Annotated in this window: 25 protein-coding genes; 20 read left to right on the plus strand and 5 right to left on the minus strand. The window is 63.7% G+C overall.

What is annotated here, in order from left to right:
- Positions 1-82: 82 nt before the first annotated feature.
- The 8 genes from ACFVSJ_RS03245 to tgt all read left to right on the plus strand — a co-directional run bounded on the left by ACFVSJ_RS03245 (position 83) and on the right by tgt (position 7,543).
- Complete coding sequence (locus ACFVSJ_RS03245) at positions 83-1,267, plus strand: PucR family transcriptional regulator (protein ID WP_387434358.1); 1,185 nt, start codon at positions 83-85, stop codon at positions 1,265-1,267.
- A gap of 132 nt (positions 1,268-1,399) precedes the next feature.
- Entirely contained in the window at positions 1,400-2,770 is a 1,371-nt protein-coding gene (locus ACFVSJ_RS03250) for an MFS transporter (protein ID WP_387434361.1), read from the plus strand.
- Complete coding sequence (locus ACFVSJ_RS03255) at positions 2,767-3,171, plus strand: RidA family protein (protein ID WP_387434364.1); 405 nt, start codon at positions 2,767-2,769, stop codon at positions 3,169-3,171. Before ACFVSJ_RS03250 ends, ACFVSJ_RS03255 begins: the two co-directional genes overlap by 4 nt.
- Positions 3,168-3,776 carry an RraA family protein gene (locus ACFVSJ_RS03260; RefSeq protein WP_387434366.1) on the plus strand — a complete coding sequence of 203 codons (609 nt, stop codon included), beginning with the start codon at positions 3,168-3,170 and terminating at the stop codon, positions 3,774-3,776. Before ACFVSJ_RS03255 ends, ACFVSJ_RS03260 begins: the two co-directional genes overlap by 4 nt.
- A gap of 66 nt (positions 3,777-3,842) precedes the next feature.
- On the plus strand, positions 3,843-4,382 hold the full coding sequence (locus ACFVSJ_RS03265; RefSeq protein ID WP_387434369.1) for an NUDIX hydrolase family protein: 540 nt from the start codon (positions 3,843-3,845) through the stop codon (positions 4,380-4,382).
- A gap of 75 nt (positions 4,383-4,457) precedes the next feature.
- A complete protein-coding gene (locus ACFVSJ_RS03270; RefSeq protein WP_387434371.1) occupies positions 4,458-5,414 on the plus strand; it encodes a DUF6707 family protein in 957 nt (318 codons plus the stop codon).
- Positions 5,415-5,476: 62 nt separating this feature from the next.
- On the plus strand, positions 5,477-6,178 hold the full coding sequence (locus ACFVSJ_RS03275) for an SRPBCC domain-containing protein (protein WP_387434374.1): 702 nt from the start codon (positions 5,477-5,479) through the stop codon (positions 6,176-6,178).
- A gap of 48 nt (positions 6,179-6,226) precedes the next feature.
- Positions 6,227-7,543 carry a tRNA guanosine(34) transglycosylase Tgt gene (tgt, locus tag ACFVSJ_RS03280; RefSeq protein WP_387434376.1) on the plus strand — a complete coding sequence of 439 codons (1,317 nt, stop codon included), beginning with the start codon at positions 6,227-6,229 and terminating at the stop codon, positions 7,541-7,543.
- On the opposite strand, the gene ACFVSJ_RS03285 is transcribed toward tgt, so the two are convergent.
- Entirely contained in the window at positions 7,540-8,256 is a 717-nt protein-coding gene (locus ACFVSJ_RS03285; protein ID WP_387434378.1) for a queuosine precursor transporter, read from the minus strand. The genes tgt and ACFVSJ_RS03285 overlap by 4 nt on opposite strands.
- Before the next feature lie 286 nt (positions 8,257-8,542).
- Between ACFVSJ_RS03285 and ACFVSJ_RS03290 the strand changes: the two genes are divergently transcribed.
- Both ACFVSJ_RS03290 and ACFVSJ_RS03295 read left to right on the plus strand, forming a co-directional pair.
- Positions 8,543-9,205: a TetR/AcrR family transcriptional regulator gene (locus tag ACFVSJ_RS03290; protein ID WP_387434381.1), complete on the plus strand. Its 663-nt coding sequence runs from the start codon at positions 8,543-8,545 to the stop codon at positions 9,203-9,205.
- On the plus strand, positions 9,202-10,101 hold the full coding sequence (locus ACFVSJ_RS03295) for a TIGR01777 family oxidoreductase (protein WP_387434383.1): 900 nt from the start codon (positions 9,202-9,204) through the stop codon (positions 10,099-10,101). Before ACFVSJ_RS03290 ends, ACFVSJ_RS03295 begins: the two co-directional genes overlap by 4 nt.
- A 110-nt stretch (positions 10,102-10,211) precedes the next feature.
- Here ACFVSJ_RS03295 and ACFVSJ_RS03300 read toward each other — a convergent pair whose 3' ends face one another.
- Positions 10,212-10,757 (minus strand): methyltransferase family protein, encoded by a 546-nt coding sequence (locus tag ACFVSJ_RS03300; protein ID WP_387434385.1) that lies wholly within the window; start codon positions 10,755-10,757, stop codon positions 10,212-10,214.
- Positions 10,758-11,075: 318 nt separating this feature from the next.
- Between ACFVSJ_RS03300 and ACFVSJ_RS03305 the strand changes: the two genes are divergently transcribed.
- The 5 genes from ACFVSJ_RS03305 to ACFVSJ_RS03325 all read left to right on the plus strand — a co-directional run bounded on the left by ACFVSJ_RS03305 (position 11,076) and on the right by ACFVSJ_RS03325 (position 16,590).
- Positions 11,076-12,458 carry an MFS transporter gene (locus ACFVSJ_RS03305; RefSeq protein ID WP_387434387.1) on the plus strand — a complete coding sequence of 461 codons (1,383 nt, stop codon included), beginning with the start codon at positions 11,076-11,078 and terminating at the stop codon, positions 12,456-12,458.
- 208 nt (positions 12,459-12,666) lie between these two features.
- Positions 12,667-13,329 carry a response regulator transcription factor gene (locus ACFVSJ_RS03310; RefSeq protein ID WP_387434389.1) on the plus strand — a complete coding sequence of 221 codons (663 nt, stop codon included), beginning with the start codon at positions 12,667-12,669 and terminating at the stop codon, positions 13,327-13,329.
- On the plus strand, positions 13,326-14,738 hold the full coding sequence (locus ACFVSJ_RS03315) for an ATP-binding protein (protein WP_387434391.1): 1,413 nt from the start codon (positions 13,326-13,328) through the stop codon (positions 14,736-14,738). The genes ACFVSJ_RS03310 and ACFVSJ_RS03315 overlap by 4 nt, the downstream gene beginning before the upstream one ends.
- Positions 14,731-15,714: a TAXI family TRAP transporter solute-binding subunit gene (locus ACFVSJ_RS03320; RefSeq protein ID WP_387434392.1), complete on the plus strand. Its 984-nt coding sequence runs from the start codon at positions 14,731-14,733 to the stop codon at positions 15,712-15,714. Before ACFVSJ_RS03315 ends, ACFVSJ_RS03320 begins: the two co-directional genes overlap by 8 nt.
- 30 nt (positions 15,715-15,744) lie before the next feature.
- Positions 15,745-16,590 (plus strand): hydroxymethylpyrimidine/phosphomethylpyrimidine kinase, encoded by an 846-nt coding sequence (locus ACFVSJ_RS03325; protein WP_387434395.1) that lies wholly within the window; start codon positions 15,745-15,747, stop codon positions 16,588-16,590.
- Here ACFVSJ_RS03325 and ACFVSJ_RS03330 read toward each other — a convergent pair.
- Positions 16,587-17,516, minus strand: a complete 930-nt coding sequence (locus tag ACFVSJ_RS03330; RefSeq protein ID WP_387434398.1) for a cytochrome b/b6 domain-containing protein — start codon at positions 17,514-17,516, stop codon at positions 16,587-16,589. The genes ACFVSJ_RS03325 and ACFVSJ_RS03330 overlap by 4 nt on opposite strands.
- Positions 17,517-17,810: 294 nt before the next feature.
- Here ACFVSJ_RS03330 and ACFVSJ_RS03335 point away from each other — a divergent pair, with 294 nt between their 5' ends.
- From ACFVSJ_RS03335 to ACFVSJ_RS03345, 3 genes are read left to right on the plus strand one after another with little or no spacing between them, the layout of a single operon-like run.
- Positions 17,811-18,425 carry a TetR/AcrR family transcriptional regulator gene (locus ACFVSJ_RS03335; RefSeq protein WP_387434400.1) on the plus strand — a complete coding sequence of 205 codons (615 nt, stop codon included), beginning with the start codon at positions 17,811-17,813 and terminating at the stop codon, positions 18,423-18,425.
- A gap of 37 nt (positions 18,426-18,462) precedes the next feature.
- A complete protein-coding gene (locus tag ACFVSJ_RS03340) occupies positions 18,463-19,005 on the plus strand; it encodes a hypothetical protein (RefSeq protein ID WP_387434401.1) in 543 nt (180 codons plus the stop codon).
- Positions 18,995-19,534 carry a DUF6036 family nucleotidyltransferase gene (locus ACFVSJ_RS03345; RefSeq protein WP_387434403.1) on the plus strand — a complete coding sequence of 180 codons (540 nt, stop codon included), beginning with the start codon at positions 18,995-18,997 and terminating at the stop codon, positions 19,532-19,534. Before ACFVSJ_RS03340 ends, ACFVSJ_RS03345 begins: the two co-directional genes overlap by 11 nt.
- Positions 19,535-19,620: 86 nt before the next feature.
- Here the strand turns inward: ACFVSJ_RS03345 and ACFVSJ_RS03350 are convergent, their stop codons facing one another.
- Together ACFVSJ_RS03350 and ACFVSJ_RS03355 are read right to left on the minus strand one after the other, a co-directional pair.
- Positions 19,621-20,904 carry a serpin family protein gene (locus ACFVSJ_RS03350; RefSeq protein WP_387434405.1) on the minus strand — a complete coding sequence of 428 codons (1,284 nt, stop codon included), beginning with the start codon at positions 20,902-20,904 and terminating at the stop codon, positions 19,621-19,623.
- Between the two features lie 117 nt (positions 20,905-21,021).
- A complete protein-coding gene (locus ACFVSJ_RS03355) occupies positions 21,022-22,536 on the minus strand; it encodes a helix-turn-helix domain-containing protein (protein ID WP_387434408.1) in 1,515 nt (504 codons plus the stop codon).
- A 154-nt stretch (positions 22,537-22,690) separates the two neighbouring features.
- Here ACFVSJ_RS03355 and aceA point away from each other — a divergent pair, with 154 nt between their 5' ends.
- Complete coding sequence (gene aceA, locus ACFVSJ_RS03360; RefSeq protein WP_387434411.1) at positions 22,691-24,007, plus strand: isocitrate lyase; 1,317 nt, start codon at positions 22,691-22,693, stop codon at positions 24,005-24,007.
- Between the two features lie 94 nt (positions 24,008-24,101).
- Positions 24,102-25,754, plus strand: a complete 1,653-nt coding sequence (aceB, locus tag ACFVSJ_RS03365) for a malate synthase A (RefSeq protein ID WP_387434414.1) — start codon at positions 24,102-24,104, stop codon at positions 25,752-25,754.
- The last annotated feature ends 120 nt before the right edge of the window (positions 25,755-25,874 follow it).

A 25,874-nucleotide genomic window follows, 5' to 3' on the forward strand; every position in this document is an offset into this window, starting at 1 on the left:
CAGTGACTCATTCCATAGTGCCAGTAGTTTTTCCCAAAATAACTAGCGATACATCACGCAAACGGGCCGCTAGGATGTGTGAATGCACAATGTGGATACCTTCGCCCACACCACCCGCTGGACTGAACTAGTGGATCAACTCGACGGACGGCTCGATGAACTGGCTCGCGCCTTCACCACCAGGGTCCGGGAAATCCCCGAATACGGGGAAAGCCAAGTCACCGTCCAGGAGATCCAGGAGACCGCCCGCGAAACGTTCCGGCGGCTCATCCGAGGGCTCAAGAACGGGCCGTCCAACACCCAGGACGGGCTGCTGGACTTCGCCTCGGACCTGGGCTCCAAGCGTGCCCGCGCCGGCATTCCGCCCGAATCCCTGACCTCCGCAGTGCGGCTCGACTTCAGCATCCTCTGGGCAGAGTTGCTGGAGATCGCCCGGCCTGAAGACGCCATGCTGCTCGCTTCGCGGGTGGACCAGGTATGGCGGGTGGTGGACGAGTTCGCCACCAGGACGCACACGAGCTACCTCACCGAACGGGTGCGGATGGCCCAGGAGGAATCGAGCATCCAGCGCGAATTCATCGCGCGCCTTTTCAACCAAAGCACCCCCTCGCTGGAAACCTCGGCCCAAGTGGCTTCGGCACTGGGAATCAACCCCGACGGGCGCTTCGCCCTGGTGGCAGCCAGCGGAGAACCCGGCGCCCGCCTTCGGGCCGCGGTATCCCACTTCGGCACGGCCACTCCGGGCCGACCAAAGCCCTTCGTCCACGAATCGGGAGGCAACACGTACGTGTTCTGGGCGTTACCGGCCGTGCGCACGCGGGGTCCTGAAGCCGACCACCAGCAGCTGCCTCCCGGCGTCGTCGATGTCCCCTGCGGCTACGTGCCCGAAGTCCTGGGCCTCCGCGCCCTCCCTGCAGCCGCGCGAACGGCGGAGAGCCTGGCCGCCCTGCTCCGCCCCCGCGATGTTGGGCCGCTCTCCGCGGATTCGGCGTGGGCCCGGCTGGCCCAGCAGAACCTCCAGGACGCCGGGTTGGACCTCGCCGCGGAGCTTGAGGAAGCCTTGGCCGAATGCAAAGGCGGCGAGCGCGAGCGCCTGCTGGAAACCGTGCGGCACTACCTCAACACGGGCAACGTGACCCTGACGTCCGAACAGTTGTTTTGCCATCGCAACACCATCCTCAACCGGCTCAACCGCTTCCAGGAACTCACGGGCATAGACCTCGCAGTCCCGGCAAAGACCGCCAGGTTGGTTGTGGCCTGGGCGTAGCCGGTGTGTGTTTTCACATTTCCGTCCCGGTTTTGCTGGGATTTTTGCCATTGAAGCTGTGATCGGCAACACAGAATAGTTGTAGCTACCTTGCACCGGACATTCGTCCCCGCACCCCATCCGGAGATTCTGATGGCCCAAACGGTAGATACCGACTCCGCATCCACAGCCAGGCTCGACCTCACGAAGATGCGCAAAATTGCCCTCGCCAGCGTTATTGGCACCACCGTCGAGTGGTACGACCTTTTCGTCTTTGGTACCGCTTCCGCACTCGTCTTCAACAAGATCTTCTTCCCCAGCTTCGACCCCATCGTCGGCACCATGCTCGCATTCGGCACCTTCGCCTCTGCCTACATAGCCCGCATGGTCGGCGCCATCATCTTCGGCCACTTCGGTGACCGGCTGGGCCGCAAATCCATGCTGCTGGTGTCGCTACTGACCATGGGCGCGGCAACCTTCGCGATCGGCCTGCTCCCGGACTACCAGAGCATCGGCATCATGGCTCCGTTACTGCTCCTCCTGCTGCGCGTCATCCAGGGCCTGGCCCTCGGCGGCGAATGGGGCGGTGCCGTCCTCATGACCGTTGAGCACGCTCCCCCGGCGCGGCGCGGCTTCTTCGGATCCCTGGTCCAGGTGGGCGTCCCCGCAGGTACCCTGATCGCCAACGTTGCGTTCCTCATCGTGGCCTCCAGCATGAGCACCGACGCACTGCACTCCTGGGGCTGGCGCATCCCGTTCCTGGCTTCCGTGCTGCTGGTGGCTGTGGGCATCTACATCCGCTTGAACATCGAGGAAACCCCGTCCTTCCAGGCCGTCAAAACCGCCGGCGCCAAGGCAAAAATGCCGTTCGCCTCGCTCATGGCCAAGTACTGGAAGCAGGTTGTCCTGGGCGGCGTCGCTACCCTTTCCACAGGCAGCACCTTCACCCTGCTGGTGGCGTCCGGCGTCTCCTACGGCAAGAAGGAACTGGGCCACTCGGAAAGCCTCATGCTCTGGGTTGTCCTGGCCGCCTGCGCGCTCTGCTTCGTCCTGATCCCGTTCTTCGGCAAGCTCTCCGACAAGTACGGCCGCAAGCCCATCATCTACGCCGGTGTTGCCGCTGAAGCCGTCCTCGCTTTCCCGATGTTCTGGCTCATGGACACCAAGTCCGTGGCGCTCCTGTTCGTCGCCTACCTCGCCATGATGACGGCCTTCGCGGCCAACTATGGTCCCATCGCCACGTTCCTCGCCGAACTCTTCGGTTCCAAGGTCCGGTACTCCGGCCTGTCCGTGGCCTACATGCTCTCCGGCCTCCTGGGCAGCGCGGCCACGCCGTTCATCACCACGTGGCTGCTGGGCCTGACCCACCAGAGTTCCTCGATCGCCTGGTACATCATGGCGGCAGCCATCCTGTCCCTGGCAGCGCTCTTCGTCCTGACCGAAACGCGGCACGGCAACATCGACGCCGTCGATGAAGCACCCGCGGACGTGGCCGGTCAGCCGGAAGCAGCGGCAGCGAAATGACCGCAACCACCATCGGGCGCCTGGCCGGAATCCCCGGCCAGGCGCCCGCCGTCGGGCCTTTTTCCCCGGCGGTCATTGCCAACGGTTTCGTGTTCACGTCCGGCCAGATCCCCGCCATTACGGGACTGGGCGATCAACCCGACACTTTCGAGGGACAGGTCCGCCAAACCCTCGAAAACCTGTCCGGTGTCCTGGAAGCAGCGGGATCCAGCCTGCAGCACGTGGTCAAGGTGAACACCTACCTCACCAGCGAAGAGCAACTCGAGGAATACAACCGCGTGTACGTCGAGTACTTCGGCACGGCCAAACCGGCCCGGACCACCGTGTGCGTCAGCTTGTGGGGCGTTTCCCTGGAGATCGAATGCGTTGCGGTACTGGCCTCGCAAGAGGCGGTCTCATGATCACCACACTCCTCGAGGACCTGGCAAACGTCAGCTACCCCACCATCGGCCACTTCCTGGAAGACGGCTTCGTGGATCCAGCCATCCAATCCCTGCTGCCCAGCGTCAAGATCGCCGGCCCCGCCGTCACGGTGCGGATCGCCGACCATGACGCCATCGCCATGAACCGCGCCCTGCTGGCCATCCAACCCGGCGATGTGCTGGTGGTGGACATGCTCGGAGACCACCGCCACGCCCCGGTGGGGGCCGTGACGGCAGCCGCGGCGATCGCCCAAGGCGCTGCCGCCGTCGTGGTTGACGGCATGGCGACGGACCTGCTGGAGCTGCGGCAGGCCGGGCTGCCTGTCTTCGCGCGCGGTACCACTTGCCTGACCACGAAGCGCAAGCACGGCACGGGCTCCGCCGTGAACGTGCCCGTCCGTTGCGGCGGTGTTGAAGTGAACCCCGGCGATCTGGTGCTCGGAGACGCCAACGGCTTGATCGTTCTCGCGCCGCAGGCCGCCCGGGATGTCATTGGGCAGGCCTCCGCCTCGGACGCCGCCGAACCCGCCATCCTCGCCCGGATCGCGGCCGGCGAACCGCTCAACGCGATCCTGGCCGTGTAACTCCGGCACCCGTAACCCCGCTGTGGCACCAACGGACTTCGGCCGGGGATGCGGTAGAACTTAACCATGAGCGTACGTACACCCGACCCATATCCCGGCTGGCTTTCGGACGAAGACCTCTTCGAAGCCCGCGGCCGCCTCCCCATGGTCTACGTGGAGGCTGTTCCCGTCCGCCTGGATCCGCTCGGGTACGTCAACGAAGTCGGCACCCTCCTGCAGGGCGACGCCGACGGCAACATGGTCCGCTACCTCGTCTCCGGCCGTGTCCTCTACCGCGAAACCATCCGTGCGGCCCTGCTTCGGCACATGGAAAAGGACCTCGGCCCCCTGGCTTTCCCGCAGCTGCCCATCAGCCCGGTCCCGTTCACGGTGGCCGAATACTTCCCGGCGCCGTCCCAGACCGGGTTCACCGATGACCGCCAACACGCGGTATCGCTCGTGTTCATCATCCCGGTCACCGGTGAGTGCGAACCCCGCCAGGACGCGCTGGAACTCACCTGGATGACACCGCAGGAAGTGCTCAGCGAAGGCGTCCAACAGGAATTCGAAGGCGGCCGCGGGAACCTCGTCCGCCAGGCGCTGGCCTATTCCGGCATCGTCGTCTAGAGCGGGTCCGCGGGCTTGGGGCGGTCCGCTTTTGTAGACTGGACGGCGGACCGCAAGAGAACCAAAGGACTTCCGATGACTCACAGCCCAGCCTCACAGCAATACCGCGAAAAGCAGGCTGGGGACCTGCAGCCCGGGGACTTCGTGTACCTTCCCGGCGACGGGCCGGCCGAGGAAATCGCCTCCGTTGAGGTCCAGAACGACGATTACGGCGTTCCGGCGCTGCTGCTGGTGGCAACGCACGACGCCGGTTCGGTGAGGATCGCTGTAGGGTCCAGTGTTCCTGTGGGGGACGGAGTTCCGCGCGGTTCAGCCAGCACCACCGCGGAAGCCGACGCCGATGCTCCCGCGCAACCCGCCGTCGTCGTGCCTCCCCGTCCGGAGGCGCCACCCGCTGCCACCGGTCCCAGCGCCGAAGAACTTGCACTGATTCCCGAACCCAAGGGGACGCCCGAAGCGGTAGTGCGCAAGGCGGCTGCAGACCACAAAGGCAAGAACGGCGTGCAGGTCTTGGCAGAGCGCCTCGCAAAGGGCATCAACACCAAGTCCGGCAGCTGCCTCCGGGACTTGAGCGACCTCGCCTTCGACCTATGCATCGTGCTGCGCGACCCGGACCATTCCCTCGAGGTCGCCGACCTGTTGAACGTGCTCCCCTTCGACGGCAACCTGGACCGCTGGGCCTCGATCGAGCGGGCGCTGGCACTGTCCAGTTTCATCTGCCGCGAAGCCGGGCAGGCGGAACGCGCCGCCGTCTACGAGAAACTGCTCCGCGCGCCCGAGTCGCAGGAAGATGACCCCTTCAAGGCCCTGATCAACGCCCGGGTGCGCCAGCGTGCGCTCAACGAACCCAACCTGTACGACAAGGAAATCTTCCGCGCCGTGGACAACGGCAACCGCGACGCCGAGCGTGAGTGGCGGTTCCTGCGGCTTGAGGCCCTGATGTTCCTCCGGGCCCACGGTGGTTCCAAGACCATTGCCGAAGATGAGCTGGGCCGACGGATCGCGAACGAACTCGAAGCAGTCCGCGCCTAGTCCTCTGCTGCCGGAAGTTCAAGGCCTGTTGTGGGCACCCAAACGGCGGTAGATTCGGGGCCATGACGAACAATCTGAGCGTTGTGATTAATGCTGACGCGCAGCAAGTTTGGACAATGCTGCGCGAACCGTCGCTGGTGGCCCAATGGCATGGCTGGGAAACCGACGAATTGACCGACGAAATCAAACAAATCTATTTCGATCCGAGCGTTGTTGAAGGTCCCGATCACACCAGCCTGACCGTTCGTGGCGGCGATGAGTTCGAGCTGCACCCCGTTTCCGGCGGCACGGAAGTCAAGGTCACCAGGGCCGCGCTGGACCACGACTCCGAGTGGGCGGAATGGGACGAGGACATCACGCAGGGCTGGCTCACTTTCCTGAACCAGCTGCGTTTCACCCTTGAACGCCACCCGCACGGCAAGCGTCGGACGCATTTTGTTTCCGTTTCCGGTGGCGGCTCGGCGATCGAGAAGCTCGGACTGGGCGACCTCCCGCCGGTTGGCGACGAGTACTCGCTGACACTGTCCACAGGCGAGGCTATTTCCGGGAAGGTCTGGTTCAAGAGCCGGCACCAAGTAGGCGTGACGGTCCACGGCTACGCCGAGCACGGCGACGGGCTGCTGATCGTTGCCGAGCAACTGGCGATCCCGGACAAAAGGCCCGACGGCGGTGCCATGGTTATCGCCTCGACCTACGATTTGGGGGCCCACACGCTGGCGGACATTCGGTCTTCATGGGACAAGTGGAAGGATTCGGGTTCCTAGAAGCCCACTGGGCAGGTTACCCGCGGTAAAGCTGGCACACTTGGTAGCGTGCCAGCTTCCGTTTCTCCGCCTTCGTCTGCTCCGTCGTCCCCTCCTGCCGGGCTTTCCGCACGGCAATCCGAGTTCGGGTTCCAGGTGGGCCGGCGCCTGACGGAAACGTCGACGCCGTCGTCCTCGCTTGTGGAGGCGAACGGGGGCGAGTTTTTGGGCCGTACCGGCACTATCACCACGCCGCACGGAACCATCCAGACGCCCGCGTTCATCGCCGTCGGAACCAAAGCCACCGTCAAGGCCGTCCTTCCCGAGTCAGTGGCTGACCTCGGTGCGCAGGCCGTGCTGGCCAACGCCTACCACCTCTACCTGCAGCCGGGGCCGGAAATCCTCGACGCCGCGGGTGGGCTCGGCGCGTTCATGAACTGGTCCGGGCCGACTTTCACGGACTCCGGCGGGTTCCAGGTGATGAGCCTGGGCTCCGGATTCAAGAAGGTCATCGACATGAAGAACGTCGACACCTCCGGACCGGACGACGCCGTCGCTCCGGGCAAGGAGCGCCTGGCGCACATCGATGACGACGGCGTTTGGTTCAAGTCCCACCTCAACGGGGACAGGCACCGCTTCTCCCCCGAGATCTCCATGCAGGTCCAGCACCAGATCGGGGCGGACATCATGTTCGCTTTCGACGAGCTCACCACCCTGCAGAACTCGCGGGCGTACCAGGAAGAATCGCTGGAGCGGACGCGGCTGTGGGCCCTGCGCTGCCTGGACGAGCACTTTGCTTTGACTTCTTCGCGTGTGGATAAGCCCTATCAAGCGTTGTTCGGCGTCATCCAAGGTGCCCAGTACGAGGACCTCCGGCGCAAGGCTTGCCGCGATCTCGGAGCGATGCCCTTCGACGGGTACGGAATCGGTGGCGCGCTGGAGAAGGAGAACCTCGGCACCATTGTGCGCTGGTGCAACGAGGAACTCCCCGAAGACAAGCCCCGCCACCTGCTGGGCATCTCCGAGCCGGACGACATCTTCACAGCCATCGAGAACGGTGCCGACACCTTCGACTGCGTCTCCCCCACCCGCGTGGCCCGGAACTCCGCGTTCTACACACCGTCCGGCCGTTTCAACCTCTCCGGGGCCCGCTACAAAAAGGACTTCGGGCCCCTGCAGGAAGGCTGCGACTGCTACGCCTGCGAGAACTACTCCCGGGCCTACATCCACCACCTGTACAAGGCCAAGGAGATGCTCTCGGCCACGCTGATCTCCATCCACAACGAGCGCTTCGTGGTGAAGATGGTGGACGATGCCCGTCTGGCCATCGAATCCGGGGATTTCTTCGAGTTCAAGGCCGAGACGCTGGGCCGGTACTACTCCTAGGCTTGGGCTGCGACGGCTCCGTAGCTCGGTTCACGCTTCTTGATCCAGCCCACCACCAGCACGGTGATCGGCACGAAGAGGAACTCCACGGCCGTCTTGTACACGAAGCCCACCAGGACGTAATTGACGAACGAGCCAACGTCCGAGATGCCGATCACGGATGCGGCGATGCTGCAGAAAATCAGGGTGTCCACGAACTCGCCCACCACAGAGGAACCCATGAGTCGTGCCCACAGGGTCTTTTCGCCGGTGCGTTCCTTCATCTTCACCAGGATCCACGAGTTGATGGTCTGGCCCGCCAGGAACGCGAGCAGGGATGCCAGGACGATCTGCGGCACGGGTCCAAGCGCGCCTTCGATCGCCGCCTGCTTGGCGGTTCCGTAATCGTCGTTGAAGCCGGGGAGGATGATGATCACCCAGTAGCACAGCGACGCGAACACAGACAGGGCGAACGAGGTGATGATCGCCTTGCGGGCAACCTTGAAGCCATAGACCTCGCTCATGACGTCGCCCAGGATGTAGGCCAGCGGGAAGAGGAAGAACCCGCCGTCCGTGATGATCGGGCCGAGCACCACGCCCTTGGAAGCGCCGATGTTGGACAGGATCAGCACAACGGCCATGACCGCGAGCATGATGCCGAAGTAGGGGGAACCGATCGAGGCAAAGCGGGGTGCGGGCTTGCTCAAGGTGCTGGAGCCTGAGGGCGAGGGCATGGGTCATCCGTTCGTAGTGGTTCGCGCAGGCGTTGTTCCTAAGGCCGCCCCGCTGTATTAGCACTGTGGTTGGTGGGGGCATCCTGCCCGGCACCGAGTACATTCTCCCACTCCCCCGACGCTCTCTCACCAAACCACCCCTTCCAGCCGATCCTCTCTCACCAAACCACGCCTTCCATCCGGACGCTCTCTCAGCAAACCACGCCTTCCGGAGAATTTGAACACGTTCAGAAACTGTGTCACACTCACTCTTGAACACGTTCAAAAACTACCCGGGGAACAGACCATGGCCGCAAAGAGCGAACAGACCAGGCAACTCGTCGCGGACGTCGCACTGAAGATGTTCCGCGAGATTGGCTTCGAGAAAACAACCATGCGCGCTATAGCGCAGGAAGCCGGCGTCTCAGTGGGGAACGCCTACTACTACTTCGCCTCTAAGGATGAGCTGGTCCAGGAGCTTTACATCCAGGTGCAGATCGAGCACGCAGCCGTTGCGGCAACAGCACTCACCAATGTTTCCGACTTCTCGGGCCGCCTGAAGGCTGTGCTGCACACCGGCATCGATGTCATGACCCCGTACCACCAGTTCGGGTCCGACTTCATCGCGACGGCGATCCGGCCGTCGTCGCCCGTCAACCCGTTCGGGGAGGCGTCCACCGCCGCCCGCGACGCTTCCCTCGCGATCTTCCGCACCGCCGTCGACGGCTCCTCTCCGGCAGTTGCGAAGAAGCTCCGCGGCGACCTTCCCGAGCTGTTGTGGCTGGCGTACATGGGAATCGCGCTGTTCTGGGTTTACGACAAGTCCGAGGGTCAACGCCGCACGCGCAAACTCATCGACGGCGCGGCGCCACTTGTTGCCCGAGGCCTCTCACTCGCCAAGCTTCCCGGCGTAGGCAAGGTTTTCGACGACGCCCTTGGCTTGGTGCGCAGCGTCAAGGCCGGCTCGTGACGCCGCGGACGGTGGTGATCGCGGGCGCTTCGGGCTTCATCGGGCGCTACTTCCAGCGGCGGTTCGCGTCCGAGGGCTGGCACGTTCGCACGGTTGGGCGGCACGGCTCGGCGGACGCCCAATGGAACGACGACGGAGGCATCACCAAGGCGCTTGACGGTGCCGAACTGCTGGTGAACCTCGCCGGACGGACCGTGAATTGCCGTTACAACGAGCGGAACCGGCGGGAGATCCTTGAATCGAGGGTGCAGACGACGCGGTCGTTGGGGCTTGCTCTGTCCCGTTGCGCTGCACCACCCAGGACATGGATCAACGCGAGTACGGGCACCATCTACCGGCACGCTGACGATGGTGCACAGTCGGAAGAGTCCGGCCAACTCGGCAGCGGATTCTCGGTCTCCGTGGCGCGGGCATGGGAGGAGGAGCTTGCCCTGGCTTCAACGCCTCGTACCCGGAAGATTCCTCTCCGAATCGCCATCGTGCTGGGCGACCGCGGCGGAGTGATGGGTCCCTTCCGTCACCTGGCGAGGCTCGGTCTGGGCGGGCACATGGGCCCAGGCACGCAAAAGTTCAGCTGGATTCATGTGGAGGACTTGTTCCGCTCGGTCCTGTTCGTCCACGACCGGCCCGAGCTGGCTGGCCCGATTAACGCCGCCTCGCCATTCCCCGTGAGCAATCGCGAGCTCATGTCCCGGGTCCGTCGAAGCCTGGGTGTGCCGTTCGGGATGCCGACGCCAGCGTGGCTGTTGGAGATGGGCGCGGTCCTGATCCGCACCGAGACCGAGCTGGTCCTGAAGAGCCGATGGGTGGAGCCACGGAAACTGCTGGATGCCGGTTTCACGTTTCGGTACCCTGCGCTGGCCGAAGCCCTCAGCGCGATCGGGAGTGCACGGTGAGCCGAAGCCAAGACGACGCGGCAGGAATCGGCCGACTGTCGGTCTGGCGGCTCGTCCGCCTCAACCAGTGACGCTCTCTCACATAACGACACCTTCAACCGATCGCTCTCTCACCAAACAGCCCTTCCAACCAAACCCTCTCTCGCCGTCCACCTCAAGGTTCGTGGCGCCGTGGGATTCCGACATAACGCGGCACAATCCTCGCGTATTCGACATAGGGCTGGCCAAACTCCTGCTGGAGCATCTTCTCTTCCCATAGAGCGCCAAGATGTTCCACCGGCCGGCAGGGTCCCCAGGGCCCACGATGAACCCCTGAAGACAGCTACTCCCGCATGGATCATCCACCAGCCCAGGTACATCGGATGACGACTGAGCGCATAGGGGCCGCTGGTTACCAGTTCCTCGGGGTGGCCCAGGGCGAAGCTGCCCACAGTGTGGCGTCGACGTTCCACCACAGCCCAAGCCGTCATTCCCGTGCCAGCTAGGATCAGGCCTGCCCCGGTGATCCTGCGCAGGCTTTGAGCGGGCGGAACCGGGGTGCTGAAGAATCGCCCGAGAACCCCATCCAGCACCAGCCCTACCACTTGCCCTGGCGGCAGAGGTATCCTGCCGACTTCCTGTTTCAGGATGAGAACCACCCGCCGAACTTCGCCCATTCCTTGACACTATTCCCGGCCTCGCCCGAAGGCCACGGTCTTGCTCACCGGGAGTGAGAGAGCGTCGGCAGGAAAGGGCGATTTGGTGAGAGAGCGTCCGGCGGGGGGAAACCTAAGGAAGTGTTAGGAAATCCCCTCCCGCGTTGGCTGTGCCGTGCATCACCCCTAGTTTGGAATACGTCCTCTTCACCCCCAAGAGGGCCTTTCTTAGTCGACGAAGAGCCATGCGCAAGGACGCCATGAGCACGAGCTTCATGGACAGAACGAACTCATGAAAGACACGGCTGCCACGTGCGCAGCCGCCAGGAAGGTTCATTGATGAGCACCCAACAAGCTGCGCCCCTCAGCGAGGCGGCCCAAACACGGAAAGCCGTGAGCAATATCCTCAAGGGCTCCGCCGGCAACCTCGTGGAGTGGTTCGACCTCTACGTGTACACCGTGTTCGCGGCGTACTTCCAGTCGCACTTTTTCAACTCCTCGGACGATCTTCAGGCCGGCCTCGAAGCAATGGCCGTCTTCTCTACGTCGTTCCTCATGCGGCCGATCGGCAGCTGGTTCTTCGGCCGCTACGCCGACCGCAAGGGCCGCAAGGCCGCGCTGACGTTGAGCGTGACCATGATGTCCGCAGGTTCGTTCGGCATCGCGATCCTCCCAACGCAGGATGTCATTGGCCTGTGGGCGTTGATCCTGTTGGTGTTCATCCGCGTGGTCCAGGGCTTCTCCGTGGGTGGCGAGTACGGAACCAGCGCGACGTACATGTCTGAGGCGGCGACGGCCAAGCGCCGCGGCTTCTTCTCGAGCTTCCAGTACGTGACGTTGGTAGGTGGCCAGATGTTGGCTCTCCTCGTCCTCGTGATCCTGCAGAACACCATGACCAAAGAAGCCCTCACCGAGTGGGGCTGGCGTATCCCGTTCGCGATTGGCGGGGTCGCTGCATTGGTGGTGCTCTGGCTGCGCCGCTCCATGGAAGAAACCGTTTCGGCTGACCAGATCCGCGCGGCCCACATCAAGGTGGAAGGCGAAGCGCAGCCGGGAACCATGAAGCTGCTTTTCACGAAGCACTGGAAGCCATTGCTCATCTGCATCGGCATCACGCTCGGTGGCACGGTGGCGTTCTACACGTACACCAACTTCATCCTGAAGTTCATGAACGATACCTCCGGCATCGCCAAGACGGACACCTCGGTGATCAACTTCTGGGCACTGTTCATCTTCATGCTCCTCCAGCCGGTGTATGGCTTGATCTCAGACAAGATCGGCCGCAAACCGTTGTTGATCTGGTTTGGCGTCACGGGCGTTCTCTTTACGTGGCCGCTGCTGTCCATGCTCGGCGGCACCAAGGATCCGCTCATGGCGTTCCTGCTGATGATGGGTGGCCTGCTCATGGTGGGCGGCTACACATCGATCAACGCGTTGGTCAAGGCCGAGCTGTTCCCCGCATCGATCCGCGCCCTGGGTGTTGGGTTGGGTTACGCGATCGCCAACTCGCTCTTCGGCGGCACGGTTCCGCTGATCGGCGCGGCGCTGCAGAAGTCCGGCCAGGAGGACCTGTTCTTCACCTACGTCACGGCGGCCATCTTCATCTCGCTGCTGGTCTACATCTTCGCGCTGAAGAACAAGAAGGCCACACACCTGGACACTGAGCAGGGCCACGCCTGGGAAGGCCGCGGAGACGACAAGAAGGATCTCGTCGACGCCTGAACCCCTCTTGTGAGAGAGCGTTGCCCTGAAGGTGCCGAAACGTGAGAGAGCGTTGGGGGGAACGCACGACGGCGGCTGCCGCACCCGGGTGCCCCGGCTAGCCCCTCTGTGAGGCCCGCTTTGCGCCCTTTGGTCACCCCGAAGGACGCAGAGTGGGCCTCACACGGTTAAGCTCTAGTAGCCAACACCCGAGCCAGAAGGACCCACAGTGCACGTGCTCATAGTCGAGGACGACGACGCCATGGCGTCAGCCCTGGGTGCCGCGGTGGCTTCGGCCGGCCACAAACCCACCAGGGTGTCCCGCGGCGAGGACGCCCTCCTGGACCACAGGAACCACGAGGTGATCCTCCTGGACTTGGGCCTTCCCGATGTGGACGGCCTCGACGTCCTCAGGAAACTCCGGCAGGTCACCCACGTCCCCATCCTGATCCTTACCGCGAGGGATGACGAGCGCAGCGTGGTCCTGGGATTGCGTTCGGGCGCCGACGACTATCTGGTCAAGCCCGTGAAGCTCGTGGAACTGCTTGCCAGGATCGAGGCAGTGACCCGTCGAATCAACCGCGCTGGCCAGCAAACTCCCCACAGCATCGTTCTCGGCGAACTGGAAGTCGACCTCGACCGCCGCCTGGCCGCCGTCGGTGAACGCCAGCTCCCCCTCACGGCAACGGAGTTCGACCTCCTCAGCCTCCTGGCCAGGAACGCCGGATCCGTGGTCACGCGCGAACAGATCCTGGACTCACTCTGGGGCGACGCCTTCGTGGCACACTCACGTTCCTTGGATGTGCACCTGACCGGTCTAAGGTCCAAGCTTCAGCTGCCCGGTTTCATCATCAACGTGCGCGGCGTCGGCTATCGCGTCGAGCAGCCGTGAAAGTCCGCGTCCTAGGCATCCTGAGCCTGTTGGTGGTGATCATCGTGGTGACTGTGTCCAGCGTGATCCTGACATCGGCCAGCCGGGAACTCACCCAGGAACTGCAAATCAATCGCGTCGCTGCCCTCAACCGCTTCGCGCAGCTGGCCAGCGATGCCGCGGAGGATAACGACACCACCCAGCTCCAGCGCGAAATGGACCGCTATTCCGAGCTTTACGGTGAGGGAATTCTGATCCGGCTGCAACAACAAACTATCCGCTCTGGCAATCTCGTCCCCGACCAACCCGAAGTACGGGACGCCCTGAACCGCGCAAGCCTCAACCTCAGCGACACCACGCTCAACCCCGTCCGCGCCTTTGGATCAGGTGGGGACATCATCTCAAGATCCTTCGGCACCGCCAGCCAAGTACTTGGCGAGGTTGTCATGGAGGTCAATCTCGACGCAGCCAGGCAGAAGCTCCGGGAGCGCTGGCTCGGCGTCGGAATCGCAGCGTTGGCGCTGGGCGCGCTACTCTTGCTCGCCGCGTCCCGCATCACCGCATGGGTTCTTCGCCCCGTCCACAGACTGAGCAATGCTGTCCATGAACTGGAAGCCACGGGCAAAACGGGCCAGCTACCCGAAGCCGGCCCACCCGAATTACGCGAGCTGAGCCGTTCTTTCACCGCCATGGCCGGCACCGTGACCGACAGCATGGAGTCCCAGCGCCGGCTTATCGCCGATACATCGCACCAGCTCCGCAACCCCGTCGGAGCGCTGCGGTTGCGGATCGATCTTCTGCAGCTCGAGCTCAAAAGTGGGCCGGAAAAGGCGGCGGCACCAGGCGTCGTTGCGGAACTTGAGCGCGTGGAGGAAATGCTCGACGGCGTGCTGAAGCTGGCCGCTGCGGAACATCGCGCCTTCGAAGGGGCTGCCCGTGCCGACCAAGCGGAGCACCAACGCCACGCTGTCATTGACCCCTTCCCCATCCTCCAGGGCGAAGTGGATCGGGCAGCCCCAGCGGCCGCGAGTGCTGGGGCCAGGTTGATACTCAAGGATCCCGGCCCCTCGAGCACAATCGTGTGCCACCCCGACGAACTCGCGCACATGGTGGGCGAGCTCCTCACCAACGCCATCAAGTACGCTCCGGGCTCCCACATCACCGTGGCGACCGAGCAGGCGCACGGCGGGACCGCCGTCGTCATTTCCGACGACGGTCCAGGCCTCCCGGCTGAACAACTCGCCGCGTCCACCACTAGGTTCTGGCGGGCGCCGCAACACAGCGGGATCCCCGGCAACGGCTTGGGCATGACCATCGTGGAACGTCTGGCTCAGGCAAACGGCGGCCAGCTGGTCCTGGAACCGCGCGAGCCGCACGGCCTGACAGCGCGCCTCGAATTCGCGAAGCCGGAGGAGGACGTGCATGCCTGATCAAGTCTCCCGGCGAAGCGTCTTCAAAGCGGCCGTTGCCCTCAGCCTTGGCGGGGGCATGCTCGGATCGACTGCCGCCTGCACGCCGGAGGAGCGCCCCAAGGAGCTCACGGTTGCCGGCGGCGAATCCGGCGGCTTCTACCTGGAGTTCGCCACACTGCTGGCGGACTTGCTGCAGCGGGAACGCGTCGCCGAACGGGCCGCTGCGCTGACTACCGGCGGAAGTCTTGAAAACATCCAGAGGGTCTTGTCCGGCGAGGCGACCTTCGCCGTCGCGCTGGCCGATGCAGCGGCACAGAATGTGGCTCCCGGCGGGAAATCAACACAGCCCGGAGAGAGCTTGGTGGCACTGGGCAAGGTGTACCAAAACTACGTCCACTGCATCGTGCGGGAGGACAGCGACATCCGAACCTTCGCCGACTTGGCCGGGAAGACTGCCGGCGTGGGCGAAGTGGGCTCGGGGACCACCCTGACGGCGGGACGCATCGTCACGGCAGCGGGACTGCATGAACCATCCCGGACCGTGAAAGAGGTGAACCTCGGGCTGAACCAGGCTCTGGCGTCGCTGAAGGACGGTTCGATCGACGGCATGATCCAGTCCGGAGGCGTTCCGACTGCTCCCATCGCCGCCGCTGCGCAGGACATAGGCATCCGGCTCCTCGATATTTCCGGGCTGGTTCCGGCGACGCGGGCTCAGTCGGGGTTCTTCTACGACCGCGTCCTGATCCCCGCCTACAGCTACGGGGACGCGCCCGCCGTATGGACCATCGGCGTCGCGAACCTTCTCTTGTGCCGGAGGGACCTGGCCGACCACGTTGTTCGCAAGACTGTTGAACTGCTGGTGGAGCAAGCCCAAGACCTGGTCCCGAAGTCGAGCACGGGCGTCCAGTTCCTCAGCCCGGAAACGCTCATCAACACTGCTGGCGTTCCGCTGCACCCTGCCGCCCAGGCCGCCTACCGGGCCCTGCACGGCTAGCGGGCGGGCGTTCCGGCAGAAAATGGCAAGATGGAAGACATGACTTCAGCCGTTTCCCCTGCCATTGCACTGACCATCGCCGGCTCGGAAGCGACCGGCGGCGCCGGTGCGCAAGCCGACCTCAAGACCTTCCAGGAATTGGGCGTCTTCGGCATTGCGAACCTCACGTGCATTGTTTCGTTCGACCCGGCGAATGACTGGAACCACCGTTTTGTGCCGGTTGACCAGGACGTCATCGCGGACCAACTTGAAGCAACGACGGCGGCCTACGGTCCCGCTTCGGGCGCACCTTCGGTATTGGACACCGTAAAGATCGGGATGCTCGGTAGCCCGGCGACCATCAGCACCGTGGAGAAGGCCCTGGCCGCTGGCTCGTTCGCGAACGTGGTGCTGGACCCGGTGCTGATCTGCAAGGGGCAGGAGCCCGGGCACGCACTGGACACCGACCAGGCGTTGAAGGCACAGATCCTGCCCCTGGCCACGTTCGTCACGCCCAACCACTTCGAGGCCGAGTCGCTCTCCGGGCTCACGATCACCGACGAGGAAACCCTCCAGGCAGCGGCAATCCGCATCCACCAGATCAGCGGCGCAGCGGTCCTCGCCAAAGGCGGAGTGCGGCTGGAAGGTGCTGACGCCGTCGACGTTTACTACGACGGCGAGACGCTGGAAGTCCTGCGCGCCCCGAAGGTGGGTGAGGTTGCCGTGTCCGGCGCCGGCTGCTCGCTGGCAGCAGCCGTGACGGCCGAACTGGCCAGGGGCGCGTCGCCGCTTGAGGCAGCCCGGACCGCCAAGGCTTTCGTGACCGCCGGCATCAAGAACCGCGTGGCGTCCGGCGCTCCGTTCGATGCCCTGTGGCAGGGTGGAGCGCTGGGCTAGCGCGAAACCTTGCCCATCAGCGACGCGATCGGGCGCAGGAACAGTGGCCGGGCCAGGAACCATGCAGCCGCCGTGAACACGATGGACGCGGCGAAGATACCGAAGCCCCACCAGCTGTAATCGTTGTTCGAGGCGTACATGTGGTTGAGATTGTTCAGGGCACCCGTAGCCAGCACCAGCGTCACGTGGACGATCACGAAGGCCACGAAGTAGATCATCACGGGGAAGTGGATCTTGCGGGCGAGCTCGATCGGGTAGAACTTGTTGACCGCTGCCTTCTTGGGCCAGGCGCCGGACATCCGAAGGCCGGTGATGATGGCCAGGGGCGATGCGATGAAGACGGTGATGAAATAGGTCAGCAACTGCAGCGAGTTGTAGTTGTTCCAGCCGTTCTCCACTGGCCAGTTCAACGACGCGTACTGGAGCCCGGCCGAGACCGCGTTCGGGAACACGTCCCAGTTGGTTGGCACGATGCGCAGCCATTGGCCAGTGGCAAACAGCAAGACGATGAAGATGATGCCGTTCAGCACCCACAGGGCGTCAAGGGTGAGATGGAACCACAGGTCCAGGCTGATCTTGCTGGGAGCGTTCTTCGTTTTAATGAAGCCCTTGTTGTTGCGGGTCCAATAAGCGGGCGGCCTGGTGGTGGTCCGGACCTGCCAACCCGAGCGGATGATCAGGACAAGGAAGAACATGTTGAGGAAGTGTTGCCAGCCGAGCCAGGCAGGGAATCCTGTGGGCGCGCCCTCGGGAATGGCCGAGTGTCCGGGGTAGTCAACAAGGAACTGCTTGACGGGGTCCATGGTGCGGAGCCACTGGGCGATGAGCACCAGGATCAGCGCGATGACCAAAGCCCCTGCGGTGACGACGACGGGTTTGAACCACCTGTTCGACGTGATCCCGGACGACTTGCTTGAAACGGACATCAGGCCGCGTTCCTCTCTGGCTTGTTGGCGTGCGACCAGTTGGCGCTCTCATAGCGATTCAACCAGTTGCTGCCCGACGGTGAAAACGGCACCCGGGTTTTGGGGCGTTCGGCGTCAAAAATCGCAGCATTCGGATACATACCGCAATACATATTTCTAGAACAGACTTCCAGAATTATTTCCTGTATTTTTGGGATGAGTCAAGGTTATCTGCTGGTTTCCGCGCGGGCTTTCCTTCCGAGCGGATTCCAAAAAGTTGCCGAACGACACACCGATGATGCGGCAGGAGGGCCCATGGTTCGAAAAACGTCCGACGCCGCGGTCCATGCCGGCGCCTGGCAGTGGTCCAGGACGGCAACCACACGGCGAAACCTCCTTGACGCGGCAGGCGAAGTCTTCTCCGAACAAGGCTTCAGCGACGCCGGAATCTCGGGCATTGTTGCCCGCTCCGGCTCGAGCGTGGGCAGCCTCTACCATCACTTCGGCGGCAAGACGGAACTCTTCCTGGCGCTGTGGGACGACTACCAAAACGAACACGAAAGGCTCGTGGCGGAGGCTGTGGCCAAGGCCCGAAGGTCCGGAACCACCGATCCCCTGGAACTCTTTGCCGTGGGCAGCCGCAGCTACTTCGACTACACATGGAAGCACCGGGCTCTTGAACGGGTCTTCATCGAGGGCGATACTCCCCCGGGCTTCGAGGTCCTTCGACGCGAACGCGGGCGCGAATGGGTGCGGCAAAACACCGTCCTGCTCGGCACCAGCAATGACACGCTGGGGCGCCTCACGGTCGCGGTCATCACGGACATCATCACAGTTGCCGGCCAAGAGGTCGCCTTGAGTGCGACCAAGAAGGAGGCGGACGACGTCGTACAGGCTGCGGCGGTACTGGTGGCGCGGCTGGCCCGTTAGCCTGCCGCAACCGGCTGTATGGGGGTACCATACAGTCATGGAGATCAACACTGAGCAGCTGATCCGGGAAGCTGCGGAGCTGGGTCGGCGAAGCGAACAACTGCGCCAGGAGCAGTTGATTGCCGCCCACCGGAGGCAGGAAGCCATCCTGTCACTCCATGCCGTGGGCCTTTCCATACGGGAAATCGCCAAGAGCATCCACTCAAGCCCTTCTGTCGTTCAAGCTTCGATAAAGTCAGCCAGATCGCGTCGCCCGCACATGGTTCGACGGGAAGAACGGATTCCGTTTGAGCTCCATGTTCAGCTGGGACTCAAGCTTCATGCCGATGAAGAAAGAGTCCGCCGGATAGGCCGCGCCGGCATCGAAAAAATGCGCGAAAGAGCAAGGAATCCGATAGCCGAGGAATGGGTCGACCGGTGGGAGGACCTTTTGAGGTGCCCAATTGCAGAGATCGAGGCCGCAATGCTTGAGGACAGCCCATTCGCGAAAGAGCTCAGGCAAATGAGCCCCTTCGCGGGAGCTCTGACCGAGCAGGAACGAATGCTCGCGATCAAGAAGGCGGCAGCGGTTGCGCCGTGAGGAGCTCGAGCACGCCATCCGCGCCGCCACCGAAATCGTTCACAACGACCGCGTCATCGTCATTGGAAGCCAATCAATACTCGGGTCCTACTCTGAAGAACAGTTGCCCGCCGCGGCGACCATGTCCGATGAGGTCGATATCGCTCCAATGTCGGATGACGACGCGGGAATCCTTGCGGACAACATCGATGCCGCCATCGGAGAATGGTCGCCTTTCCACGCGGAGTTCGGTTTCTACGTCCAGGGCGTAGGCAAGAAAACCGCCGTGCTCCCGCGAGACTGGGAATACAGGCTCGTCAGTGTCCGGAATGAGAACACCAAGAACAGCACAGGTCTCTGTTTGGACCCATATGACCTCTGCGCGGCTAAGTTGATTGCCGCGCGGGCCAAAGACCATGCTTTCGTCGCGGCCTTGGTGGAAGCCAAATTGATCGCTGCAGCAACGCTGGTCGAACGACTAGGGCTGATCGATGAGGCCGAACCGAGGCGCGAGAGTGCGTTGGCTTGGGCGAATTCACTGGACGCCTGAGCCAGCACTGTGCCGCAGGCCGCAAGCGGGCCCCCGGAAACTTCCGGCGGCGCCGCACTGTTCCAGCGAACTCGACTCGCCTGGGCTCACCTCGGATCCGCAACCCACCCCGTGAACAGCGGCATGCCCGTCTCCACGTGCACAATCTCGTAGTGGAACGGGTGGTCGAGGATGATCTCGCGCTGAACTACAGTCCCGCTGGTGGCCATCCCGTTGATCTGGGTCACCGCCGCCGCAACCGTCCCTTTCTCAGCAACGGTGATGTTGGCTGCCTGCGCCGCCTGCGTCAGCTTCATCCCCGTCTGGATAGCGTTGAAGTCACTTTCGGTCCGAAGCATCTCCTTGAGCCCCAGGGATTCAAAGACCTTCCGAAGGTCGAACGTTGTCTTGTGGTCCCACTTCGGAAGCGCGATAGTGACCATTTGGGCCCGGGCACGGGACAACCCATCCTCAACCCCGGCCATCACCTCTGCGGAAACGGCCGCCGAACCCGGCGTGCCGGCGTCGGGCAGTACCAAACGCATCACGAAACCTTCGGCGTACGGGAGGTCCACCGCTTTCCAGCCACTGGCCTCGGCGTATTTCATGCTGACGGTGGCGCCCATGGTGGGCACGGGGACCACTTCCCCGCCCGCCGTAGTGAACGGCCTGTCAGAGGTGTTATTCGCATTGAACGGCGTCTGCCACGCGGCCGCGAAGTAGAGCGCATTGAGCAGGCTGAACGTGTTGTCGCGATCATAACCAGCGGGAGCTTCCTTGATCCGGCCTCCGGTGTTCTCGCTCACCCATCGGTCAATGGCGGGCTTGGTCACGGCTTCGTCCTGGAAGGAGACGGGGTACACGCCAGTGCCGAACTGCCGGGCAAGGTTCGCCAGGAAGGCCGGCCCGGTGGGCACGTCACGGTCCACGAACAGCCCGTTCACTGTATGCATCACCGGTTTGCGCGGCGGGTTGTCCTCATCGACGGAGCCGGGGTCGCCGTCGTACTTCGCCAGGGAGGTGAGCAGCGCGTTCAGTGCCTCGTCGCGCCCCTCCGCGGGCAGCCCCAGAACCGTGTCCATCTCAGCCGCGGTGACTCCCGACGTTCCGGACCGCAGCATGCCCAGCGCGATCAGCAAACTGGCGGGCGACGAAACGACGTTGCCGTTGGTGCCATCGCCGCCATCCGCCAAAAGAGCGCCTCCCAGCTTCCGCACGGAGGCGTTGAGCGCCTTAAGCTGCGCGCTGTAGTCCTGCGGCTGCACCGAAACCCGGGCCACGCCCTCGGCCTTCACCAGCACGACGGCGGCTGGCTGGGGCCCGCACGCCGTGACGGCTAACAGCGCACCCACCACAGCAACTGCAGCGATCCTTGACAACGTCCGAGCCATGACCCAACCCCTTGGAAACCGTGATGGCTTCATGGTGCCCCGAAGGCGGGCAAAGTTCACGCGAAGTGAGAGAGGGATCCGGAAATGTGGCCTTTATGTGATAGAGGGTTGGGGAGGTCAGCGGGCGGAGTGGGCCGCGAGGAAGGAGTAGACCTCGGTTTCGTCCACGCCGGGGAAAGCCCCGGGAGGCATGGCCGCCAGCAGGTGTGAGTGGGCCCGGGCAGAGGGCCACGCGTTGCCAGCCCACTCGTTCGCTAGAGATGCCGGGGGCCGCTTGCAGCAATTCGGATCAGGGCAGTTCGACGTTGCCCGTGCAGTGGTTTCACGGCCCCGGAACCACTTCACGTGCTGGTACGGCACTCCAATGCTCAAGGAAAACTCGCCGGCCGCCGACCGCTCGGTGCGGGCCGTGCACCAGTACGTTCCGGACGGCGTGTCGGTGTATTGGCTGTAGGCGCTGAATTTGTCGGGCACATCGAACACGGCCCGCGAGGTCCACGCCTTGCACGAGGGCTGCCCCTCGATGGCCCCGGTGTGGTCCTGCGGGAAGGTGACGCCGTCGTTCTCGTAAGCCTTGTAGATGATGCCCGACTGGTGGGTCTTCTGGAAGTGCGTGGTGATCCCCAGGTGCTTGGTGGCCAGGTTGGTGAAGCGGTGCGCGGCGGTCTCGTAGGACACGGCGAAGGCGTCGCGGATGTCCTCCACAGCGATTTCCTTGGCGGCCTTGGCCTTTTGCAGGAACTCCACCGTGGCCTGCTCCGGCAGCAAGAGCGCGGCGGCGAAGTAGTTGGTAGCAACCCGCTGCGCCAGGAAATCCCCGTAGTTCCGCGGTGTCTCATGGCCCAGGACGTAGTGGCCCAGGGCCTGGAGGAGTACCGAGCGGGGGTCGTGATCCTGCCGCTGGTTCTGTGTCAGGTAAATTCTGCGGTTCTTCAAATCCGTCACGGACCGCGTGGAGTGGGGCAAGTCCCCCACATGATGGAGGCTGAAACCGAGGTTCTCGGCAATGTCCGCAATGACGTGCTGGCTGAGCGGACCCGTCGTGTAACCGACGCCCTTGAGCACCTTCTGCGCCTCGGCCTCATACTCGGGGAAATAATTACCGCGCTCGCGCATCATGGCACGCAACTCGCCGTTCGCGCGGCGGGCCTCTTCCGGCGTCGCAACCTGATCGTTAAGTTTGCGTTCGAGTTCCTGAAGCAGCCCCACCTGAGACTCCAGCACATCGAGCGGAAGCCGCGAGCTGATGCGGATTTTGGGCAGGTTCAGCGACTCGTAGAGCGGTCCGCGCTGGTACCGTTCAAGCTCGATTTCCAAGGCCGCGCGACGGCTGGGCGGCTCTGCCCCAAGCAACTGGTCGATGCTCACATTGAGGGAGGCGGCCAGCTGCTGAAGGAGCCCGAGTTTGGGCTCGCGTTTGCCGTTCTCGATGAGGCTCAACTGGCTTGGCGCGGTCCCGACGGCGGCACTCAAGTCATCGAGCGTCAGACCGGCCTGCTTGCGTAAATGGCGCACGCGGCGGCCAAGGCTGATGACGTCCAGTTCAGGGGACGCAGGGGACGACGACGGCGACGCGACTTCGCGGCTCCAGCTCACAGGCGACATTTCTTGAGAATACGCGAAGAACTGCATTTCTTTCCATAGTTTTCCTCTAGAAAGCCTGTTGAAAGTGCAGAAAAGTAGTTCTCACGAAAAGAAATACAGACCCCGGGTAAGCCGGCCGAAGCAGCAATGACGCAGCGGAGGCCGGCCCGGGGAGCCCCGCCAGGATATTAGGAGACATGCAATGACCGCATCGTTTGAACCAGCCGAGCAGACCGCCGAGCAGCAGGCCGCAGCGCTGGAACTTGAATGGTCCGCCAACCCGCGCTGGGAGGGCGTCACCCGTGATTACTCGGCCACCGACGTCGTCCGCCTCCGCGGTCGCGTCTCTGAAGAGCACACCCTGGCCCGCCGCGGTTCGGAGAAGCTCTGGAAGCAGCTCACCGAGGAAGCTCCCACCGGCGGATACACCAACGCCCTCGGAGCCCTGACCGGCAACCAAGCCGTGCAGCAGGTCAAGGCCGGACTCCGCGCCATCTACCTCTCCGGCTGGCAGGTAGCCGCTGACGCCAACCTTTCGGGTCACACCTACCCGGACCAGTCCCTGTACCCGGCCAACTCGGTGCCGCAGGTTGTCCGCCGCATCAACAACGCCCTGCTCCGCGCCGACCAGATCGAATACGCGGAGGGCATCAAGACGGTCGAGGACTGGCTGGTCCCGATCGTCGCCGACGCCGAAGCCGGCTTCGGTGGCCCGCTGAACGCCTACGAACTCATGAAATCCATGATCACCGCCGGCGCCTCGGGCGTTCACTGGGAAGACCAGCTCGCATCCGAAAAGAAGTGCGGCCACCTGGGCGGCAAGGTCCTGATCCCCACCCAGCAGCACATCCGGACCCTGAACGCAGCCCGCCTGGCAGCCGACGTCGCCGGCACCCCCACGGTGGTCATCGCCCGCACCGACGCCGAAGCAGCAACACTGATCACCTCCGACGTCGACGAGCGCGACCGCGAGTTCATCACCGGCGAGCGCACCGCCGAGGGCTTCTACAAGGTCCGCAACGGCATCGAACCCTGCATCGCCCGCGCCAAGGCCTACGCACCGTACTCCGACCTCATCTGGATGGAGACCGGCACCCCGGACCTGGAGCTGGCGCGCAAGTTCGCCGAGTCGGTCAAGGCCGAGTTCCCGGACCAGATGCTCTCCTACAACTGCTCCCCGTCCTTCAACTGGCGCAAGCACCTGGACGACGCCACCATCGCCAAGTTCCAGCGCGAACTCGGCGCCATGGGCTTCACGTTCCAGTTCATCACCCTGGCCGGCTTCCACGCCCTGAACTACTCGATGTTCGACCTCGCCCACGGATACGCCCGTGAAGGCATGAGCGCTTACGTCGAGCTCCAGGAAAAGGAATTCGCCTCCGAGTCCCGCGGCTACACCGCCACCAAGCACCAGCGCGAAGTCGGCACCGGCTACTTCGACGACATCGCCACGGCGCTCAACCCGAACGCCTCCACCCTCGCACTGGTCGGATCGACCGAAGAGGGCCAATTCCACTAACCCACTTGGCCCAACTGAGTCGCAATTGTGCGCGTTTTGAGCCGTCAAAACGCGCACTTCTGCTACTCAGTTGGGTTCCTGAAAGGACAATCCAATGAACAGCTTCACCGACAACTTCACTATCAACGGGATTACTTTGACCGCGCAGCCCATTTCGCGGCAGAACGAGGTCCTCACGCCGGATGCGCTTGAGTTCGTCGGCAAGCTGCACCGGGCTGTTGCTGATCGTAGGCAGGAGCTGATGCAGGCACGGCACGCTCGACGTAACGCGATTTCGAGTGGCCAGGATCCACGGTTCCTGCCGCAGACCGAAGCGATCCGCAATGACCCGTCCTGGCGGGTGGCTCCCCCGGCACCCGGTTTGGAGGACCGCCGCGTGGAGATCACCGGCCCGGTGGATAAGAAGATGACCATCAACGCCCTGAACTCCGGCGCGAAGGTCTGGCTCGCGGACATGGAGGACTCCTCCACCCCAACGTGGCGCAACGTCATCCAGGGCCAACTGAACCTGACCGATGCCTTGGAACGCCGCATCGACTTCACGTCCCCGGAGGGCAAGGAGTACAAGCTTAAGGCCGCCGAGGAGCTGCCCACCATCGTGGTGCGGCCGCGTGGCTGGCACCTTCCGGAGAAGCACATGCTGATCGACGGCAAGCCGATCGCCGGCGGGATCGTGGACTTCGGCCTGTACTTCTTCCACAACGCCCGCCGCCTGCTCGCCCAGGGCAAGGGCCCGTACTTCTACCTGCCCAAGATCGAGAACCACCTGGAAGCCCGTCTGTGGAACGACATCTTCATCCTGGCCCAGGACCTGCTCGGCATCCCGCAGGGCACCATCCGCGCCACGGTGCTGATCGAAACCATCACGGCAGCGTTCGAGATGGAAGAGATCCTGTACGAGCTGCGTGACCACGCCTCGGGGTTGAACGCCGGCCGTTGGGACTACATCTTCTCCCTGATCAAGAACTTCCGTGTCCGTGGCCCGCGTTTTGTGCTCCCGGACCGCGGCCAGGTAACCATGACCCAGCCGTTCATGCGTGCCTACACCGAACAACTGGTCCGGGCCTGCCACCGCCGCGGCGCCATGGCAATTGGGGGCATGGCAGCAGCGGTTCCGAACAGGAAGGACGAGGCAGCCAATGCCGCGTCATTCGAGAAGGTCCGTGCGGACAAGACCCGCGAAGCCAACGACGGCTTCGACGGTTCCTGGGTGGCCCACCCGGACCTGGTCCCCGTGGCCCGCGAAGTCTTCGACGCGGTACTCGCCGAGAAGCCGAACCAGCTGGACCGTAGCCGTGAGGACGTCACCCCGGACGACCGCGCCCTGATCGACATCTCCACCACCCAGGGAACCATCACCGAGGCCGGCATCCGCCTGAACATCGAGGTAGGCATCCGCTACATCGAGTCCTGGCTGCGGGGCAACGGAGCCGTGGCCATCCACAACCTCATGGAAGACGCCGCCACCGCTGAGATTTCCCGGTCCCAGCTGTGGCAGTGGATCCACTCCCACGCGATCACCGAGCACGGCGACATCATCAGCCGCGAGTGGGTCCAGGACATGTTGGATGAGGAATTCGCCCGCCTGGAACGCTTCGACGGCGACCGTTTCGCAGATGCCCGCAGCATCTTCGAGGAAGTCACCCTCACCGAGGAGTTCCCCACCTTCCTGACCATCCCCGCCTACGCCCGCTTCCTCACCGAAGCCAAGGAAGAGGCAACGGAAGAAGAACTGGTCGCCGCCTAGCGACGGCCAAACCATAGCCCCGACGCTGGGCTGCCTGCACTCTTCGCAACAAGTGCCCCCGAAGGCCGGGGAGGCAGCCCAGCACCGGAATGCCCCAAGTAGGTCGCAGTTAAGCGCGTT

The sequence above is a fragment of the Paenarthrobacter sp. NPDC058040 genome, from assembly GCF_042885775.1.
In the GTDB taxonomy this organism is placed as follows: domain Bacteria; phylum Actinomycetota; class Actinomycetes; order Actinomycetales; family Micrococcaceae; genus Arthrobacter.

Bases quoted from the DNA above. Each gene is read 5' to 3' on its own strand.
- ACFVSJ_RS03255 (WP_387434364.1), top strand. From the start codon at position 2,767: ATGACCGCAACCACCATCGGGCGCCTGGCCGGAATCCCCGGCCAGGCG.
- ACFVSJ_RS03275 (WP_387434374.1), top strand. From the start codon at position 5,477: ATGACGAACAATCTGAGCGTTGTGATTAATGCTGACGCGCAGCAAGTT.
- ACFVSJ_RS03250 (WP_387434361.1), top strand. From the start codon at position 1,400: ATGGCCCAAACGGTAGATACCGACTCCGCATCCACAGCCAGGCTCGAC.
- ACFVSJ_RS03290 (WP_387434381.1), top strand. From the start codon at position 8,543: ATGGCCGCAAAGAGCGAACAGACCAGGCAACTCGTCGCGGACGTCGCA.
- ACFVSJ_RS03300 (WP_387434385.1), bottom strand. From the start codon at position 10,757: ATGGGCGAAGTTCGGCGGGTGGTTCTCATCCTGAAACAGGAAGTCGGC.
- ACFVSJ_RS03245 (WP_387434358.1), top strand. From the start codon at position 83: ATGCACAATGTGGATACCTTCGCCCACACCACCCGCTGGACTGAACTA.
- ACFVSJ_RS03270 (WP_387434371.1), top strand. From the start codon at position 4,458: ATGACTCACAGCCCAGCCTCACAGCAATACCGCGAAAAGCAGGCTGGG.
- ACFVSJ_RS03330 (WP_387434398.1), bottom strand. From the start codon at position 17,516: ATGTCCGTTTCAAGCAAGTCGTCCGGGATCACGTCGAACAGGTGGTTC.
- ACFVSJ_RS03265 (WP_387434369.1), top strand. From the start codon at position 3,843: ATGAGCGTACGTACACCCGACCCATATCCCGGCTGGCTTTCGGACGAA.
- ACFVSJ_RS03320 (WP_387434392.1), top strand. From the start codon at position 14,731: ATGCCTGATCAAGTCTCCCGGCGAAGCGTCTTCAAAGCGGCCGTTGCC.
- aceA (WP_387434411.1), top strand. From the start codon at position 22,691: ATGACCGCATCGTTTGAACCAGCCGAGCAGACCGCCGAGCAGCAGGCC.
- ACFVSJ_RS03305 (WP_387434387.1), top strand. From the start codon at position 11,076: ATGAGCACCCAACAAGCTGCGCCCCTCAGCGAGGCGGCCCAAACACGG.
- ACFVSJ_RS03340 (WP_387434401.1), top strand. From the start codon at position 18,463: ATGGAGATCAACACTGAGCAGCTGATCCGGGAAGCTGCGGAGCTGGGT.
- ACFVSJ_RS03355 (WP_387434408.1), bottom strand. From the start codon at position 22,536: ATGCAGTTCTTCGCGTATTCTCAAGAAATGTCGCCTGTGAGCTGGAGC.
- ACFVSJ_RS03285 (WP_387434378.1), bottom strand. From the start codon at position 8,256: ATGCCCTCGCCCTCAGGCTCCAGCACCTTGAGCAAGCCCGCACCCCGC.
- ACFVSJ_RS03260 (WP_387434366.1), top strand. From the start codon at position 3,168: ATGATCACCACACTCCTCGAGGACCTGGCAAACGTCAGCTACCCCACC.
- ACFVSJ_RS03325 (WP_387434395.1), top strand. From the start codon at position 15,745: ATGGAAGACATGACTTCAGCCGTTTCCCCTGCCATTGCACTGACCATC.
- aceB (WP_387434414.1), top strand. From the start codon at position 24,102: ATGAACAGCTTCACCGACAACTTCACTATCAACGGGATTACTTTGACC.
- ACFVSJ_RS03335 (WP_387434400.1), top strand. From the start codon at position 17,811: ATGGTTCGAAAAACGTCCGACGCCGCGGTCCATGCCGGCGCCTGGCAG.
- ACFVSJ_RS03350 (WP_387434405.1), bottom strand. From the start codon at position 20,904: ATGGCTCGGACGTTGTCAAGGATCGCTGCAGTTGCTGTGGTGGGTGCG.